13 protein-coding genes are annotated in these 16822 nt (G+C 63.0%); 2 read left to right on the top strand and 11 right to left on the bottom strand.

The features are described 5' to 3' along the window. Nucleotides 1-25: 25 nt before the first annotated feature. The 5 genes from ACS5Q8_RS26790 to ACS5Q8_RS26770 form a co-directional block, all read right to left on the bottom strand. Nucleotides 26-2452, bottom strand: coding sequence for a TonB-dependent siderophore receptor (locus tag ACS5Q8_RS26790; protein ID WP_443694690.1), 2427 nt, complete (start codon nucleotides 2450-2452; stop codon nucleotides 26-28). Nucleotides 2453-2680: 228 nt separating this feature from the next. Continuing rightward, complete coding sequence (locus ACS5Q8_RS26785; protein ID WP_465159625.1) at nucleotides 2681-3649, bottom strand: FecR family protein; 969 nt, start codon at nucleotides 3647-3649, stop codon at nucleotides 2681-2683. Continuing rightward, nucleotides 3646-4164 carry an RNA polymerase sigma factor gene (locus ACS5Q8_RS26780; protein ID WP_253399741.1) on the bottom strand — a complete coding sequence of 173 codons (519 nt, stop codon included), beginning with the start codon at nucleotides 4162-4164 and terminating at the stop codon, nucleotides 3646-3648. The genes ACS5Q8_RS26785 and ACS5Q8_RS26780 overlap by 4 nt, the downstream gene beginning before the upstream one ends. Before the next feature lie 97 nt (nucleotides 4165-4261). Further along, nucleotides 4262-4969, bottom strand: coding sequence for a 3'-5' exonuclease (locus ACS5Q8_RS26775; protein ID WP_276195188.1), 708 nt, complete (start codon nucleotides 4967-4969; stop codon nucleotides 4262-4264). Further along, on the bottom strand, nucleotides 4966-6888 hold the full coding sequence (locus ACS5Q8_RS26770) for a DUF294 nucleotidyltransferase-like domain-containing protein (RefSeq protein ID WP_276195187.1): 1923 nt from the start codon (nucleotides 6886-6888) through the stop codon (nucleotides 4966-4968). Before ACS5Q8_RS26770 ends, ACS5Q8_RS26775 begins: the two co-directional genes overlap by 4 nt. Before the next feature lie 247 nt (nucleotides 6889-7135). On the opposite strand from ACS5Q8_RS26770, the gene ACS5Q8_RS26765 reads away from it, so the two are divergent. Next, nucleotides 7136-7582, top strand: coding sequence for a response regulator (locus ACS5Q8_RS26765; RefSeq protein ID WP_247403154.1), 447 nt, complete (start codon nucleotides 7136-7138; stop codon nucleotides 7580-7582). A 111-nt stretch (nucleotides 7583-7693) separates the two neighbouring features. Here the strand turns inward: ACS5Q8_RS26765 and ACS5Q8_RS26760 are convergent, their stop codons facing one another. Next, nucleotides 7694-9871: a malate synthase G gene (locus ACS5Q8_RS26760; protein ID WP_276195186.1), complete on the bottom strand. Its 2178-nt coding sequence runs from the start codon at nucleotides 9869-9871 to the stop codon at nucleotides 7694-7696. Nucleotides 9872-10260: 389 nt separating this feature from the next. Here ACS5Q8_RS26760 and ACS5Q8_RS26755 point away from each other — a divergent pair, with 389 nt between their 5' ends. Next, a complete protein-coding gene (locus ACS5Q8_RS26755; RefSeq protein ID WP_276195185.1) occupies nucleotides 10261-10779 on the top strand; it encodes a glycine cleavage system transcriptional repressor in 519 nt (172 codons plus the stop codon). A 221-nt stretch (nucleotides 10780-11000) separates the two neighbouring features. Here the strand turns inward: ACS5Q8_RS26755 and rarD are convergent, their stop codons facing one another. The 5 genes from rarD to ACS5Q8_RS26730 all read right to left on the bottom strand — a co-directional run bounded on the left by rarD (nucleotide 11001) and on the right by ACS5Q8_RS26730 (nucleotide 16758). Then, nucleotides 11001-11885, bottom strand: coding sequence for an EamA family transporter RarD (gene rarD / locus ACS5Q8_RS26750; protein ID WP_276195184.1), 885 nt, complete (start codon nucleotides 11883-11885; stop codon nucleotides 11001-11003). 180 nt (nucleotides 11886-12065) lie between these two features. Beyond that, nucleotides 12066-13040 (bottom strand): serine/threonine protein kinase, encoded by a 975-nt coding sequence (locus ACS5Q8_RS26745; protein ID WP_276195183.1) that lies wholly within the window; start codon nucleotides 13038-13040, stop codon nucleotides 12066-12068. 168 nt (nucleotides 13041-13208) lie between these two features. Next, nucleotides 13209-15107, bottom strand: coding sequence for a PhoX family protein (locus ACS5Q8_RS26740; RefSeq protein WP_426102298.1), 1899 nt, complete (start codon nucleotides 15105-15107; stop codon nucleotides 13209-13211). A 90-nt stretch (nucleotides 15108-15197) separates the two neighbouring features. Beyond that, nucleotides 15198-15962: a TOBE domain-containing protein gene (locus ACS5Q8_RS26735; protein WP_276195181.1), complete on the bottom strand. Its 765-nt coding sequence runs from the start codon at nucleotides 15960-15962 to the stop codon at nucleotides 15198-15200. Nucleotides 15963-16020: 58 nt separating this feature from the next. Continuing rightward, nucleotides 16021-16758 carry a ComFC family protein gene (locus ACS5Q8_RS26730; protein WP_465159624.1) on the bottom strand — a complete coding sequence of 246 codons (738 nt, stop codon included), beginning with the start codon at nucleotides 16756-16758 and terminating at the stop codon, nucleotides 16021-16023. Nucleotides 16759-16822: the final 64 nt, after the last annotated feature.

The following is a 16822-nucleotide window of genomic DNA, read 5'->3' as shown; positions in this document are numbered from 1 at the left end:
GCGGCCGGGTGGTTAACCCAGTCGGTTACCACTGGTAGGTGGCACTGGCGACGACGCTGCGTTGGTCGCCGAAGTAGCAGTAGCTGCCATCGCAGGTCGACAGGTAGTCCTTGTTGAACAGGTTGGTGGCGTTCAGCTTCACCGAGGCACCTTTCAGGCTGTTGTCCAGGCGGCCCAGGTCGTAATGCACCGCGCCGTCGAACACCGTGTAGGCATTGGCCTTGCCCAGCCAGGTATTGGCCTGGTCGCCATAGGTATTGCCGGTGTAACGGGCGCCGAAGCCGATGCCGAAACCGTCGAGCACACCGGTGTGCCAGGTGTAATCGGTCCACAGCGAGGCTTGCTGATTGGGCATCAGTTGCAGGCGGTTGCCTTTGTAGATGCCTGTTTGCACCTCGGACTTGGCCAGGGTGTAGGCGGCGATGACCTTGAGGTTCTCGGTCACGTCAGACACCGCTTCCAGCTCCAGGCCCTTGACCTTCACTTCGCCGGCCTGGTCGGTGATCGACTGGTTACCCGAGCCGATTCGGGTCACCAGCACGTTTTTCTGGGTCAGGTCATAGACCGCCGCACTCAGCAGCGTCGTGGAGCCGGGCGGCTGGTACTTGATCCCCAGTTCCCATTGCTGGCCTTCGGTGGGCTTGTACGACTTGACCGGGTCGACGCTGGCGTTGCTCGCCGGCTGGAAGGATTCGGCGTAGGACAGGTACGGCACAAAGCCAGAATCGAACACATAGCTCAGTGCCGCGTTGCCGCTGAAATTCTTGCTGCGATCCGTGTTGGTCGCATCCAGTTTGTTGAAGTAGGTGGTGCCCTGGTGCACCCAGTCTTCGCGTCCGCCCAGGGTCAGGCGCCAGTTGTCCAGGGCCATCTGGTCTTGCGCGTAGAGGCCGGTCTGTACGGTTTTCTGGTTGTAGTCGTAATACGCATCGCCGGTCGGGCGGACCGTGGGCACGGTGTTGACCGGGTTGAAAATGTTGATGCTCGACGCCGTACCGTAGATCGTCCGGAAGGCGGTATCGGTGCGCTGGTGATCCAGGCCGAGCAACACGGTGTGGGTCACGTCGCCGGTCGTGAAGTCAGCCTGGAAGTGGTTGTCCAGCGCAAACTGACCGATGTTCTCGTCAACGTTGGTGGTGGAGCGAGTGATGGTGCCCGCAGCGTCAGCCGGGGAGTAGGCATAGGAACCCACGGTCAGTTGCTGGAACGACAACTGCGACTTGGTGTAGCGCAGGTTCTGCTTGAACTGCCAGGTGTCGTTGAAGCGATGTTCGAAGGCATAGCCCAGCGCGTAGTAGGTGCGGTCGTAGAACTCGTAGTCCGGATCGCCGAGGTTCTTGTGGTGGGAGATCTCGCCCAGGGGCGATTTGATCTTGGTGCCCTGGATCGGCAGGAACTGGCTGGTGGTGCCGGTATCGTCGCGGGTGAATTGCGAGAGCAGGGTCAGCTGGGTGTCGGTGTCGATGTTCCAGGTCAGGCTGGGGGCGATGTTGTAGCGCTTGTTGTCGATGTGGTCGACCTGGGTGCCGGCATCCCGTACCACGCCGCTGACGCCGTAAAGGAACTGGCCTTCATCATCGATCTTGCCGGTGCTGGCGAAATTGATCTGGCGATAGTTGTCACTGCCGTATTGCACTTGAATAGCATGGCTCGATTCGGCGCTGGGACGCCGGCTGACCATGTCCAGCAGGCCGCCAGGCGGTGTCTGGCCATACACCGACGACGCCGGTCCGCGCAGCAAGGCGATGCGGTCGAGGTTCCAGGTTTCGGCTTTCGGGTTGGCGTACACGCCGCGTGGCAACGGCAGACCGTCGAGGAACTGGGTGGGCTCGAAGCCACGCACGCGCATCCAGTCGTAGCGGGTGTCGCTGCCGTAGCTGGCGGACACGATGCCGGGCATGTATTTGACCGCGTCATCGAGGTTCTGCACGTTGCGGTCCTGCATCTGCTCGCGGGTGGCGACGGAGATCGAGCGCGGCGCTTCGACCAGCGCGGTATCGGTCTTGGTGCCGGCGGCGGTACGCGTCGCCAGGTAGCCTTGCACCGGGCCCCAGGCACTTTCAGCGTTGCCTTGGGCAACGATGCGGGTCTGCGGCAACGCCACGGCCCCTTCGGCGATCGCCACCAGCGTGTAAGTCCCCGCGCTGCTCTGCTCCACTTGCAACCCGGTGCCGCGCAGTGCCTCGCTCAGTGCGCCTTGCGCATCGAACTGGCCCTGGACCGGCGCGGAGGTTTTGCCTGCGGCGAGTGCCGGGCTGAGGGTCAGCGCGAGGCCGGCCTGGCTGGCGATCTGGTTCAGGGTGGTGGCCAATGGCGCGGCGGGCAGGTTGTAGGCGCGCACGTTGGACGCTTGCTCGGCGGCGATCAGCACGGTGCTGGCCAGCGGGGTGCTGAGGGCAATAGCCACGGCTAACAGGCTGGGGCGCAACAAGGTGTCTAGCGTGCGGGACATGGGGCGGCTCCTGAATGGAAGTAATTCGCAATTACCCCTGTGCCGAGCGAGATTCGAAAAGTGATAGGGCCAGATGAAAATAATGTTTGCCTGGGGCTATTCGGTGTTCTTGAGGGCCTCATCGCGAGCAAGCCCGCTCCCACCTTTGATCGCGTTATGTCTGGCTGAACGCGGTCGAAGGTGGGAGCGGGCTTGCTCGCGATAGCAATCGCTCAGACACCGCTGGACCTAGGGCTTGCCCTTCACCGTCACCCACCACGGCGTGCGCTGCTCGATCTGCACCGGCAGGGTCGGCAGCAGGGCATTCAGCGCCAGAGTGGTGTCGTGCAGCGGGAAGCTGCCAGTGATGCGCAGGTCGGCCACCCGGTTATCCACACCCAGGTGGCCACGGCGATAACGGCTCAGTTCCTCGACCACATCGCCCAGGCGGGCGTTGTCCACCACCAGCATGCCGCGGGTCCAGGCGTCGGTGGCGGGGGTGACGGCCAGCAGCGGGCCGAGGCTGTCGCTGCGCATCAGCACTTGCTGGCCGGCCTTGAAGACCTGCGCCTGATGCAACGCCTCGGGTTGGGCGGCCACCGCCGATTGCAGCACGCTCAGGCGCGTGGCGTCGTCCTCGCGCTTGACGATAAACCGCGTGCCCAGCGCGCGCAGGCTGCCGTCGCGGGTTTGCACATAGAACGGGCGCGCATCGTTGTGGCCGGTTTCGACGAGGATTTCGCCTTCCTGCAACACGATCAGCCGGCGCGTTTCATCGAAACGCACATCGATGGCGCTGTGGGTGTTGAGGTTGATCTGCGTGCCGTCCGCCAGTGTCAGCGTGCGTTGTTCGCCGGTGGCGGTACGTTGATCGGCCAGCCAATAGTCGAGCGGCCCATAACGTTCAGCGGCAAACAAGGCCAGGCCGCACACCAGCGCGATACTCGCCAGGCCGCTGCCGAGTTTGCGTACACGCTGGCGAATGCCCTCGCGTGAGTGCAACAACGCCGCACGCGCTGGGCCCGAGGCCACGCTGAAACGCTGGTCGAGCAGGCCCAGTTGGTGCCAGGCGCGGGCATGTTCGGCATCGCTGGCCAGCCACTTGGCGAATCCTTCCTGTTCCACGGCGCTGCCGTCGCCTGAGTCGAGGGACAGTTGCCAGGCAATCGCCGCATCCAGCACCCGGGCCGCCACCGGTTTGCAACTGACCGCGCTCATAACGGCTCGCCGTACAGCGCGATGTAGCACTGGCGGATGCCCTGGGCCAGGTACTGGCGCACGCGCGGCACCGACACGCCGAGGCGCCGGGCGATGTCGGCGTGGCCCAGGCCGTCGATACGGTTGTAGAGGAACGCGGCGCGGGCCTTGCTCGACAGTGTGCCGAGCAGGCGGTCGATGGCCTTGAGGTCTTCGAGGATCAGTTGCTGGTCTTCTGGCGACGGGTGTTCGCTTTCCGGGATCAGCATCAATTCGCTGAGGTAGGCCTGTTCCAGGGCGGCGCGGCGGAAGTAGTCGAACAACAAGCCCTTGGCGATCGCCACCAGAAAGGCGCGCGGCTCGCGGGGTTCGCGTAACCCGTCGCGGCCGAGCAGGCGCATGAAGGTGTCCTGGCTCAGGTCTTCGGCGCGGCTCGGGCAGGCCACGTTGCGCCGCAGCCACGCCAGCAGCCAGCCGCGATGGTCGCGATACAACGCGCCAACAAGCTCACTGTGGGGGGGCTGGACCGACGACAAGGCATCACCGAATAAACAAGTTTAAAATAACGAGAATTATTCGCGATTGTGTCAGAGGCGTGGAGCCGGCGCAATTGGCGTCTGTCGGGAGATGCTATTAAAACGAGGGCGCTTGTTTACGCCGTTTCCATTGGCTCAAACGTGCTTGCAGGGCGCGTGGCGTGTCGATGTGCTGCTGGCGCGCGCGGCTGAGCAGGATGAGCATCAGTTCCGCCGTGGCCAGGGCGTCGGCGCTGGCGTGGTGGCGTTCGCCCACCTGCAGGTGGAAGTAGTTGATCCAGTCATCCAACCCGGCTTCGCGGATCGGCGCCTCGGGGCACAGCAGCGGGGCGATGTCGGCCACGTCGAGGAACGAATGGGCCAGGCGATAACCCAGGCTGTCCTTGAGCGCCCGGCCCAGCATGTGTTGATCGAACGGCGCATGGAAGGCCAGCAAGGGGCTGTCGCCGACGAAGTCCATGAAATCCAGCAGCGCGTCCACTGGGTCACTGCCGGCGGCGATTGCACTGGGGCCGAGGCCGTGGATCAGCACGGCGGGGTTCAGTTTTGTTTCGGCGCGTTGCAGCGTGCGCTCGAACATTTGCGAAAAGTCCACCGCGCCGTCCTCGATCACCACGGCACCGATGGATAACACTTGGTCGCGGTTCAGGTTCAGGCCGCTGGTTTCCAGGTCCAGCACCACCCAGCGCTGGCTGCGCAAGGCAACGTCGCCCAGCGCGATAGGCAGGGGCAATTGCTCCAGGCGCTGGCGTTGCGTTGCGTCGAGATGGGGTTTGGCCGTGCGCAACCAACCAAACAGGCTCACAACTGATACCGCACGGTCAGGCTGCTTTGCAGGCGCTGGGCCTGGCGCAGGGATTCACGCAGGATGCGCCGGTCCAGGTGGTTGAGGCTCTCGGGGTCGACGCGGTTGGAATACGGCAGGTTTTCCCGGGTTTGCAACTGGTGCTGTTGCATGCGGGTTTGCTGGATAAAGTGATACGCCTCTTCATAGGCGGCGCCATCCAGCGGCTCGATCACCTCCTTGACCACCAACTGGCGCAAGCGCTCCAGGGTGTTGATGGCGTGGACGTCGTTGGCCAGGGCCAGCAGGCGCGCGCCGTCGACAAAGGGCGTCAGGCCTTGCACCTTGAGGTCGAGGGTGGCTTTTTCGCTGCCTTTGCGCGTCAGTACGAACTCGCGGAAGCGTCCCACCGGCGGGCGTTGGCGCAAGGCGTTCTCCGCCAGCATGCGCTGGAACAGGCGGTTATCCGCGACCTGATCGAGAATGCCCTGGCGCAGTTGTTCACAACCCTGCTCATCGCCCCACACTACCCGCAGGTCGAAATAGATGGTCGACGCCAGCAGGTTGTCCGGCGTCGCTTCGCGTATAAACGCCGCAAACCGTCGCGCCCATTCGGCCCGCGACAGGCACAGCTCGGGGTTGCCGGCCATGATGTTGCCTTTGCACAGGGTGAAGCCGCACTGTGCCAGGCTCTGGTTGATCTGCTGCGCGAGGGGCAGCAGGCGCGCGCGAATCTCAGCCGCTTCGGCGGCGTCCTTGGCGTCGAACAGGATGCCGTTGTCCTGATCGGTGTAGAGCGTCTGCTCGCGGCGGCCTTCGCTGCCGAAACACAGCCAGGTGAACGGCACGCCGGGGTCGCCTTTGTCGGCGAGGGTCAACTCGATGACCCGGCACACGGTGTGATCGTTGAGCAGCGTAATAATGTGGGTGATCTGGGTCGACGACGCGCCATGGGCGAGCATGCGCTCCACCAACTGGCCGATCTCGCCGCGTATCGCCACCAGGTTTTCCACCTTGGGCGCATTGCGGATGGTGCGGGCCAGGTGGACCAAGTCCACACGCTGCAGGGAAAACAGGTCGCGCTCGGACACCACGCCGCACAGGCGATGGTCTTTGACCAGGCACACGTGGGCGATATGCCGCTCGGTCATGGCGATGGCAGCATCGAAGGCGCTGTGGTCCGGCGTGAGGAAGAACGGCGCAGGGGTCATGTGCGCGTCGATCGCGAGGGTGAAATCGCTGGTGCCGTCGGCCACCACTTGGCGCAGATCGCGCAGGGTGAAAATCCCCAGGGGCGCCTTGTGCTCATCCACGATCACAATGCTGCCGACCTGTTGCTCGTGCATCAGCGTCACCGCTTCGCGCAGCGGCGTATCCGGGCCGCACATCACCGGGTGGCGCATGGCCAACTCGCCCAGGCGGGTATTCAAGGAGTATTGGGTGCCGAGGGTTTCCACGGCCTTTTGCTGCACTTGCTGGTTGATCTGATCGAGCAGGCTGCTGACGCCGCGCAAAGCGAAATCGCGGAACTCGCTGGACAGCGCGAACAGCTTGATAAACGCCGGCTTGTTCAGTTGCAGGCAGAAGGTGTCTTCGGCGGCCTTGTGCTCGGTGCGCGTCGCGCGTTCGCCCAGCAGTGCCGCGAGGGGGAAGCACTCGCCGGTGGCAATCTCAAAGGTGGTTTCGGCCGAATCCGGCCGCTCGCCGACAACCCGCCCCTGCTTGACGATATAGAAGTGCTCCACCGGCCCATCCGACGGCTTGAGGATGCTGTCGCCGGGGCCGTAAAAGCGCAATTGGCACTGCTCTACCAGGAACGCGAGGTGCGCGTTTTCCATTTGGTTGAACGGTGGGAAGCGTTGCAGGAACTGCAAGGTGCCGTGGATGTTCTGCAACACCGCAGTTTTCCCCGCCTGGTCGAATGCATCAGCTTTACTCATAACTATGACCGCGATGTTTTTGTCGTTATCGTTCTGCATGGTCGACTCCTGCACGGCGGGTGCCCATTGGACGTAAGTCTAGGTCGATGAAAACGGCGCATAACTAGGGAAAAACCTTACATGACTATCGTCCAAACCCCGTAGAACGCCCACTAGGCAAACTTTCCGACGAAGTGCACATTGTTCGGCCTTCCGCAGATGTCTGACGAGTGTGCAGGGAGATTGATGAGAGCTAGCTGAGAACCGTATGTCCGACCACGATATTTTGAGTGATGCCGAGCGCGAGGCGCTGAGCGCCGTGATGCTGGAGCCTGATTTACCGCCACAACGCGTGTTGATTGTCGACGACGACAAGGACGCGCGCGAACTGCTGGCGGAGATCCTGGGCCTGGACGGTATTCGCTGCATGACCGCTGAGAGTGGTGAAACGGCGTGGAAACTGCTGGAGTCGAGCAGTTCCATTGGCTTGCTGATCACCGACCTGCGCATGGCGCCGAGCAATGGCCTCCAGTTGATTCGCCAGGTGCGCAGTTCTACCCGAGCGGCGTTGCCGATCATCATCATGTCCGGGGACGCCGAAGCGCCAGATGTGATCGATGCGATGCATTTGAGCGTGGTGGACTTTTTGCTCAAGCCGATTGATAGCGTGAAGTTGGCGAAGTTGGTGAAGCGGGAGTTGGGGATGGCTTCCTGATTTTTGCGGTGTATGTAAAGGCCTCATCGGGGGATTGCCCCCGATAGCGCCATTGCGGTCACCACAAGCCTCAAAGAAAAAGCCCTGATCGCAAGATCAGGGCTTTTTCATTTACAGGCCGTTTTTAGCCTTGAACTCCCGACGCCTGCGGTGCAACACCGGCTCGGTATAACCATTGGGTTGCTGGGTCCCTTCAATCACCAACTCCACCGCCGCCTGGAACGCGATGTTGCTGTCGAAATCCGGTGCCAGCGGACGGTACAGCGCATCCCCGGCATTCTGACGGTCCACCACCGGCGCCATGCGCTTGAGGCTTTCCATCACCTGGTCCTGAGTGACAACGCCGTGGCGCAGCCAGTTGGCGATGTGCTGGCTGGAGATGCGCAGGGTGGCGCGGTCTTCCATCAGGCCGATGTCGTTGATGTCCGGCACTTTCGAGCAGCCGACGCCCTGGTCGATCCAGCGCACCACATAGCCGAGGATGCCCTGGGCGTTGTTGTCCAGCTCGTTGCGGATTTCTTCGTCCGACCAGTTGGGGTTGCTGGCCAATGGGATGGTCAGGATATCGTCCAGCGACGCACGCTCGCGCTTGGCCAGTTCGGCCTGGCGCGCGAACACGTCGACCTTGTGGTAGTGCAACGCGTGCAGCGCCGCCGCTGTCGGCGATGGCACCCAGGCGGTGTTGGCGCCGGCCAGTGGGTGGGCGATTTTCTGTTCGAGCATCGCCGCCATCAGGTCGGGCATGGCCCACATGCCTTTACCGATCTGCGCACGGCCTTGCAGGCCGGTGGCCAGGCCGATATCGACGTTCCAGTTTTCGTAGGCGCTGATCCATTTTTCCGTCTTCATCGCGGCCTTGCGCACCATCGCGCCGGCTTCCATGGAGGTGTGGATTTCATCGCCGGTGCGGTCGAGGAAGCCGGTGTTGATAAACACCACGCGCTCGCTGGCGGCCTTGATGCAGGCCTTGAGGTTGACCGTGGTGCGGCGTTCCTCGTCCATGATCCCGACTTTGAGCGTGTTGCGCGGCAGGTTCAGCACGTCTTCGATGCGGCCGAACAGCTCGTTGGTGAACGCGGCTTCTTCCGGGCCGTGCATCTTCGGTTTCACGATGTACACGGAACCGGTGCGGCTGTTTTTGCGGCTGCTGTTGCCATTGAGGCTGTGGATCGCCGCCAGGCTGGTGAGCAGGCCGTCGAGAATGCCTTCCGGTACTTCGTTGCCGTTTTTGTCGAGGATCGCGTCGATGGTCATCAAGTGGCCAACGTTGCGCACGAACAGCAGCGAGCGACCATGCAGCGTCACGTCCTGGCCATCCACGCCGGTGTAGACGCGGTCGGCGTTCATGGTGCGGGTGAAGGTCTTGCCGCCCTTGGCCATTTCTTCGGCCAGGTCGCCTTTCATCAGGCCGAGCCAGTTGCGGTAGATCACCACTTTGTCATCTGCATCGACGGCGGCGACGGAGTCTTCGCAGTCCATGATGGTGGTCAGCGCGGCTTCCATCAGCACGTCTTTGACGCCGGCCGCGTCGGTCTGGCCGACCGGGGTGCTGGCATCGATCTGGATTTCGAAATGCAGGCCGTTGTGTTTGAGCAGGACTGCAATCGGTTGGGCGCTGTCGCCCTGGAAGCCGATCAACTGGGCATCGTCGCGCAGGCCGCTGTTGCTGCCGCCTTTGAGACTGACCACGAGTTTGCCGTCAACGATCTTGTAACCGGTGGAATCGACGTGGCTGCCGGCGCTGAGCGGTGCGGCTTCGTCGAGGAAGGCGCGGGCGAAGGCGATGACCTTGTCGCCGCGCACCTTGTTGTAGCCCTGGCCCTTTTCGGCGCCGTCGGCTTCGCTGATGGCGTCGGTGCCATACAGCGCGTCATACAACGAGCCCCAGCGCGCATTGGAGGCGTTGAGGGCGAAACGGGCGTTCATCACCGGCACGACCAGCTGGGGGCCGGCCATGCGGGCGATTTCGTCATCGACGTTTTGGGTCGAGGCCTGGAAGTCTGCGGCTTCTGGCAGCAGGTATCCGATATCTTGCAGGAAGGCTTTGTAGGCCACCGGGTCATGCGCCTGGCCAGCGTGAGTCTGGTGCCAGGTGTCGATCCGCGCTTGGAAATCGTCGCGTTTGGCGAGTAGGGCTTTGTTCTTCGGTGCCAGGTCGTGGATGACCTTGTCGGCGCCGGCCCAGAACTGGTCGGCAGTGACGCCGGTACCGGGAATGGCTTCGTTGTTCACGAAGTCGAACAGGACTTTGGCGACCTGCAGGCCACCGACTTGAACGTGTTCAGTCATTGCTTGCCTCACTCTACGGAGCTTATGCGCTTTTCAGCTTTTCAATTTACCAATGAAGCCTCTGGCCATTTAAACCGCAGGCACGCTGCGCCGGTACATGCCTATGAAGGCGGCTGGGCAGGCTGTGTCGCGGAGCAAGGTTGCCGTGGCAGACATCGACCCAACGTTTATGTAGTGCGCGATTGCGCATACTACATGATGACTTGCGGTTGTGAAAATTAGACTAAATACGTCGTTTAGCGACCCACTTTGGTCGTATGGTCACAGTGGGGTATCGGATGTTCTCAAGAAAGCGATAGATTGTTCCAGATAAATATAAAAATGGTACACGATTTGTCTTCGTGGGCATCTGCGTCCACCTTGTAGATTGAATTCCAGAGGGCTTCGCCATGGACCATCTTGTACTCACTATCATTGCCGCCGACAAACCCGGCCTGGTTGAACGCATCGCGCAGAACATTGCGGCCCACGGCGGCAACTGGCTGGAGAGCCGCATGGCGCACATGGCCGGGCAGTTTGCCGGGATTCTGCGGGTCAGTGTCCCCGCCGAGAACCGTCAGGCCCTGGTGAATGCACTGGAGGACTTATCCACACACGGCATCCGTGTGCTGGTGGGTGATAGCAGCGCCGGGCAGGCGGCGGCGTCCAAACCGATCACCATGACGCTGGTGGGCAACGACCGGCCGGGGATCGTGCGTGAGATCACCGCGTTGTTGAGCAAGCAGGGGGTCAACCTCGAACGCCTGAGCACCGACGTGCGTCCGGCGCCGATGAGCGGCGACCCGCTGTTCCACGCCGATGCGTCACTGGCCGTGCCGGCGGGCCTGGCGCTGGACACCCTGCAAGCGGCCCTGGAAACCCTGGCCGACGACTTGATGGTGGAGTTGGAACTGCGCAGCGAGGAATAACCACCCACACGGTTATGCATGGAAATCTTGCATGAGCCTGTGGATAACCTGTAGAGACCCGGCGCCAGGCCACGCCGGCCGTGCTTCTCCGTCAACTGAGCAAAAAACGAGCAGTTTCAAGGGCTTGTACACAAATGGCGGGGATCAGGCTGTGGATAACCTTGGGGTGGATGTCTCAAGCCAGGCAGGCTGTGGCTTGCAGAGTTTTGTACGTTATTTGATCAGCGTTTGCGCACCGTCAGCCACGCGTCCAGGCTGTAGACCACCAGGCCGGCCCAGATAAAGGCGAAGGCGATCAGTGTGCTGGGCGCCAGTTGTTCACCAAACAGCAGCACCGCTTCGAGCAGCACCAGGGTCGGCGCCACGTACTGCAAAAAGCCCAGGGCGGTGTAGGGCAAGTGCCGCGCAGCGGCGTTGAAACACACCAGCGGGATCAGCGTCACCGGGCCGGCGGCCACCAGCCACCAGGCTTCGGACGTACTCCAGAATGCCAGTTGCGCGCTGTGTGCCGAGGGGTTGAACAGCAACCAGGCGACAGCGATCGGTACCAGCATCCAGGTTTCCACCACCAGCCCCGGCAGCGCCTTGACCGGCGCCTGCTTGCGGATCAGGCCATAGAAGCCGAAGGTCAGCGCCAGCACCAGCGACACCCACGGCAAACTGCCCACCTGCCACACCTGCTGCGCCACACCCACCGCTGCCAGCCCGACGGCGACCCATTGCAGGCGGCGCAGGCGTTCGCCGAGGAGCAGCATGCCGAGCAACACGTTCACCAGTGGGTTGATGTAGTAACCCAGGCTGGCCTCGAGCATGCGTCCGCTGTTCACCGACCACACATAGGTCAGCCAGTTAGCCGCAATCAACGAGCCGCTGAGGGCCAGGATCGCCAGGCGCTGGGGGTTATCGCGCAGTTCGCGGAACCAGCCGGGGTGTTTCCAGACCATCAGCAGCAGCGTGCCGAACAGCGCTGACCACAGCACGCGATGCACGATGATTTCGGCGGCGGGGACACTGGCGATAGCTTTGAAGTAGAGCGGGAAGAGACCCCAGATGACATAGGCACTCAGGCCCAGGATGTACCCCTTGCGGGGGTTGGCGGCGTGCATTGCAGAATCCTTGCTTAGGCAGCTAACAAAGCGCGATTGTAAGGATATTTTTCCGCTCGTGGGGCCTGCAGTGTTTTATGTGGGCGGGGGCTTGCTCCCGATAGCGGTACATCAGTCGGCTCATCCGATACTGACACACCGTTATCGGGAGCAAGCCCCCTCCCACAGGAAGCACAGCCGTCAGAACAGTTTCAGCGGTTCTTCGTTGAGCGCCGACAACTGTTCGCGCAACGCCAGCACCTGATCACCCCAATACCGCTCGCTGCCGAACCACGGAAAGCTGTGCGGGAACGCCGGGTCATCCCAGCGCCGTGCCAGCCAGGCGCTGTAGTGCATCAGGCGCAAGGCGCGCAGCGGTTCGATCAGCGCCAGTTCACGCGGGTCGAAATCGTGGAATTCCTGGTAGCCGTCCATCAACTCCGACAACTGGCCCAGGCATTCCTGACGGTCGCCGGCAAGCATCATCCACAGGTCCTGCACGGCGGGGCCCATGCGGCAGTCATCGAGGTCGACGATGTGGAACATCTCATCGCGGCACATCATGTTGCCGGGGTGGCAATCGCCGTGCATGCGGATGTTCTTGTGCGGCGTGGCCTTGTACACCTCTTCCACGCGCTTGAGCAGGTCGCGGGCCACGGACTCGTAGGCCGGCAGCAGGCTTTTGGGAATGAAGTTGCCTTCGAGCAGGGTGGCCAGGGAATCGTGACCGAAGTTCTTCACACCCAGGGCTTCGCGGTGTTCGAACGGACGGGTCGCGCCGACCGCGTGCAAGCGCCCGAGTAACTGGCCAAGGCGATAGAGCTGGTCCAGATTGCCCGGCTCCGGCGCCCGGCCGCCACGGCGCGGAAACAGGGCGAAGCGGAACCCGGCGTGTTCGAACAGGCTGGCGCCGTTATGGATCATCGGCGCGACCACCGGCACATCGCACTCGGCCAGCTCGAAGGTAAAGCTGTGTTCTTCGAGGATCGCCTCGTTGGTCCAGCGCTGTGGCCGGTAGAACTTGGCGATCAGCGGTTCTGAGTCTTCGATGCCCACCTGATACACACGGTTTTCGTAGCTGTTGAGCGCCAATACGCGCGCATCGCTGAGGAAGCCGATACTTTCGACAGCATCGAGCACCAGATCGGGGGTGAGTGTTTCAAACGGATGGGCCATGCAAACTCCTGCGCGCAGCAGGGCGCCGCGTCCGACCGGGTATGGTAACGCACCGGGCTTGAGATAGGGGGCGGCTGTGCCATTGCTATCGGGAGCAAGCCCCCTCCCACATTTTGATTTGTGAATACCTTCAACTGTGGGAGGGGGCTTGCCCCCGATGACGGTCTATCAGGCCCCGACAATCCCACCATCATCCCGCCGAATCGCCATCACCGACGACCGCGGCTTGCCATTGGGCAGATGCTCCGGCCAGGTCGAACCACCGGTTTCCCCTGGATGCTGAATCCCCACGAACAAGGTCTTCTGATCCGGCGAGAAGCTGATCCCGGTCACCTCGCACGCCACCGGCCCGACCATGAAGCGACGGATTTCTCCGGTGCTCGGGTCGGCGCAGAGCATCTGGTTATTGCCCATGCCGGCGAAGTCGCCGCTGTTGCTGTAGTCGCCGTCGGTCAGGATCCACAGGCGCCCGGCGTTGTCGAAACCCAGGCCGTCGGGGCTGTTGAACATGTTCTGCGGGTTGATGTTGGACGAGCCGCCCTTCGGCGTACCGGCATGCACGCCGGGATTGCCGGCGACCACAAACAGATCCCAGGTGAAATCGGCGGCGCCGTGGTCATCGGCATTGGCCTTCCAGCGCAGGATCTGGCCGTAGACGTTTTTCTCGCGTGGGTTGGGGCCGCCGACGGGCTGGCCGTCTTCGCCACGCTTGGCGTTGTTGGTCAGGGTGCAATAGACCTGGCCGTCGGTGGGGCTGACCACGATCCATTCCGGGCGGTCCATGCGCGTGGCTTTCACCACACTGGCGGCCTGGCGTGCGTGGATCAGCACTTCGGCCTGGCCGGCAAAACCTGTGCTGGCGTCGATGCCGTTTTTGCCATGGGTCAGCTCGACCCACTGGCCTTTGCCCTTGGGGTGGTCGGCGTTGCCGTCGCCCGCGTCGAAGATCGCAACAAACAGCGTGCCGTGGTCGAGCAGGTCTTTGTTGGCCTTGGGGTTCTGGTGATTGATCGGGTCGCGGCTGACGAACTTGTAGATGAACTCGCCGCGCTCGTCGTCGCCCATGTACACCACGGCGCGGCCGTCGCGGGTTTCCGCTAGGGCGGCGTTTTCATGCTTGAAGCGGCCGAGGGCGGTGCGTTTGGCGGGCGTGGACTGTGGGTCGAACGGGTCGATTTCCACCACCCAGCCATGGCGATTGAGCTCGTTGGGGTGCTTGGCCATATCGAAACGCGGGTCGTGTAGGTGCCAGTTGATGTCTTTGCTGGCCGCGACCACGCCGTAGCGCTTTTGCCCGGCGTCGAAGGCTTGCTGTGGGTTGCTGCTGCCGAAACAGTCGGTGAAGTTCTCTTCGCACGTCAGATAAGTGCCCCACGGCGTCTTGCCGTTGGCGCAGTTCTGGAAGGTGCCGAGGGCTTTCTTGCCGGATTTGTCGGCGCTGGTTTTCAGCCAATCATGGCCGGCCGCCGGGCCGCTGAGGCGGATCGGCGAGTTACCGTGGATGCGCCGGTTGTAGCGCGAGTCCTGGACGAACTGCCAGGTGTCGCCCTGGCGGCGCACTTCGATCACCGACACGCCTTCGCTGGCCTGGGCCTTGCGCACGTCTTCGGCCGATTGCGGCGCGCCGCCGTGGGCGAAGAGGTAGCGGTAGTTGGTGTATTCGTTGTTGATCGCCATCAGCGCGCGGTTGTCGTCACCGGGGAAGGCGAACAGGCTCATGCCGTCGTTGTTGTCGCCGAACTGCTGCTCCTGGGCCTTGGCCGTGCCGTTGCCGGAGGGGTCGAACGCCGGGGCGTTCTTGTGCAGCGGCTGGCCCCAACTGATCAGCACCGAGGCGCTGTAGCCGGGCGGCAGGGTGATGCTGTCGCTGGTGGCGGCGGCGATGCTGGCGAACCCCAGCAGCGGGCTGGCGTTGGCGGCATTCACGGCCAGGGCGCTGCGGGTCAGCAGGTTGCCGCCGAGGAACATCGCGGCACCGCACAGGGCACCAGCGCCGATAAAGCGGCGGCGGGTGAGGCCGACCATTTGTTCGAGGTCGGTGGCTTGGTTTTCTTCTAATAGGCTCATGTCAGGCTCCCTGCGGTTTTTGCAGACACCTTAAGGAGCGGGCGTGACGAAATTGTTGCAGTTTGAAGGCACGCGCCGCCGGGCCAGCGCCTAGACGGGTGTGCCGAGCAACACATTGCTCGGCGCGAATTGCACCTGGATCGGCTGGCCTTCGGCGGCGCCCAGGGTCTTGAGCGCGTGGGGCTGGGCCAGGGCGCAAAGCACCTGGCCGTTGGGCAGGGCGATCCGCACTTCGCTGGGGCCGTCCTCGGCGTCGAGAATGGCGTCGACGCTGCCGATCAGGCAATTGTGTCCGGGTGTTTCGGGGTGCTCGCTGGCGCACACTTCCAGCCAGCCGGCCTTGATCAGGGCGACCACTTCAACGCCGGCTTCCAGCTCCAGCCGTTGCGTGCTGTCGTGGGTGATCTGCGCGTCCAGCGCCAGGCCGCCGGCCAGTTGCAGGCGGATCAGATCATTGCGGCCGTGGCGCTCGATGGCGACGACCTGGCCATGCAGTTGGTTGCGCGCACTGGTGCGCAGCATCAAGCGGCCCAGCAGGTTGAAGTCGCTGGCGGCTTCGTCCGAGCCGAGCACTTCGGCCTGTAACACTTGCAGGCGCTGATAGAGGCGCAGCACGCGCTCACCTTCGGCCGTCAGCTTGGCGCCGCCGCCGCCCTTGCCGCCAACGCTGCGTTCCACCAGCGGGTTTTGCGCGAGGTTGTTCAGTTCGTCGATGGCGTCCCAGGCAGCCTTGTAGCTCAAGCCGGCGCTCTTCGCCGCGCGGGTGATCGAACCCTGCTCGGCGATATGCGCCAGCAAGGCGATGCGCTGGGGGCGGCGGATGATGTGTTGGCTGAGGGAGGTCGGCAGAGACATGGGACTACGCTTCGATGAGATGAACGGAACGTTGCGGGCAAGGCCGGGCGGAGTCAAGTCAGGCGCCCGGTTTGGGCGTGCGGGCCAGGCAGTACACGTCAACCTGTCGCGCCCCGGCGTCCATCAACAGGCGTGCCAGGCTGTGGGCGGTCGCGCCGGTGGTGAGCACGTCGTCGACCAGCGCAAAGTGGCGGTCGTGTACCGGTATGTCGCGCGCCAGGGCGAAGGCGCCGCGCAGGTTGCGTTGGCGGGTCTTGGCGTCGAGCGCCTGCTGCGCGACGGTTTCATGCGGGCGTAACAACAGGTGTTCATCGTAGGCAATGTGCAGCTCGGCGCTGAGCCAGCGCGCCAGCATCAGCGCCTGGTTATAGCCGCGCTCGCGCAGGCGTTTGCGCGCCATGGGCACCGGCAACAGGCAGTCGGGGCGCGGCAGTTCGGCATTGTCGAAGCGGTGTTGCAGGTGGCGTCCCAGCAAGCAGCCCAGCAGATGCCCGAGGGGCCAGCGCGCCTGATGCTTGAACCGGCTGATCAGCGTGTCGATGGGGAAGCTGTAGGTCCAGGCGGCGATGACCTGTTTAAAGGCCGGCGGGTGTTTCTGGCACTGGCCGCAGATCAGGCCGTCCATCGGCAAGGGCAGGGCGCAGACCTCACACTGTTCCATCAGCCAGGGCAGCTCGGTTTCGCAGACGTTGCACACACAATCGGCCGACTCAGTGGCTTCGTCGCAGATTAAACAGGTCTGTATGTTTTTTAACCATATGTAAACTTGGTGTTTGTATCCAGGTTGACAGTGCATGAATCTTCCTTAAATATGCCGAGCATCCGTGTCGCGTCTGTGGGTATTGCCCTTCCCGCAGGGC

It is taken from the genome of Pseudomonas sp. PAMC25584, assembly GCF_058135675.1.
Note: the sequence above shows the minus strand (reverse complement) of the source record. Positions and strands in the feature narration are given on the sequence as shown.

Bases quoted from the DNA above. Each gene is read 5' to 3' on its own strand.
- ACS5Q8_RS26790 (WP_443694690.1), bottom strand. From the start codon at position 2,452: ATGTCCCGCACGCTAGACACCTTGTTGCGCCCCAGCCTGTTAGCCGTG.
- ACS5Q8_RS26785 (WP_465159625.1), bottom strand. From the start codon at position 3,649: ATGAGCGCGGTCAGTTGCAAACCGGTGGCGGCCCGGGTGCTGGATGCG.
- ACS5Q8_RS26770 (WP_276195187.1), bottom strand. From the start codon at position 6,888: ATGAGTAAAGCTGATGCATTCGACCAGGCGGGGAAAACTGCGGTGTTG.
- ACS5Q8_RS26765 (WP_247403154.1), top strand. From the start codon at position 7,136: ATGTCCGACCACGATATTTTGAGTGATGCCGAGCGCGAGGCGCTGAGC.
- ACS5Q8_RS26760 (WP_276195186.1), bottom strand. From the start codon at position 9,871: ATGACTGAACACGTTCAAGTCGGTGGCCTGCAGGTCGCCAAAGTCCTG.
- ACS5Q8_RS26755 (WP_276195185.1), top strand. From the start codon at position 10,261: ATGGACCATCTTGTACTCACTATCATTGCCGCCGACAAACCCGGCCTG.
- rarD (WP_276195184.1), bottom strand. From the start codon at position 11,885: ATGCACGCCGCCAACCCCCGCAAGGGGTACATCCTGGGCCTGAGTGCC.
- ACS5Q8_RS26745 (WP_276195183.1), bottom strand. From the start codon at position 13,040: ATGGCCCATCCGTTTGAAACACTCACCCCCGATCTGGTGCTCGATGCT.
- ACS5Q8_RS26740 (WP_426102298.1), bottom strand. From the start codon at position 15,107: ATGAGCCTATTAGAAGAAAACCAAGCCACCGACCTCGAACAAATGGTC.
- ACS5Q8_RS26735 (WP_276195181.1), bottom strand. From the start codon at position 15,962: ATGTCTCTGCCGACCTCCCTCAGCCAACACATCATCCGCCGCCCCCAG.
- ACS5Q8_RS26730 (WP_465159624.1), bottom strand. From the start codon at position 16,758: ATGCACTGTCAACCTGGATACAAACACCAAGTTTACATATGGTTAAAA.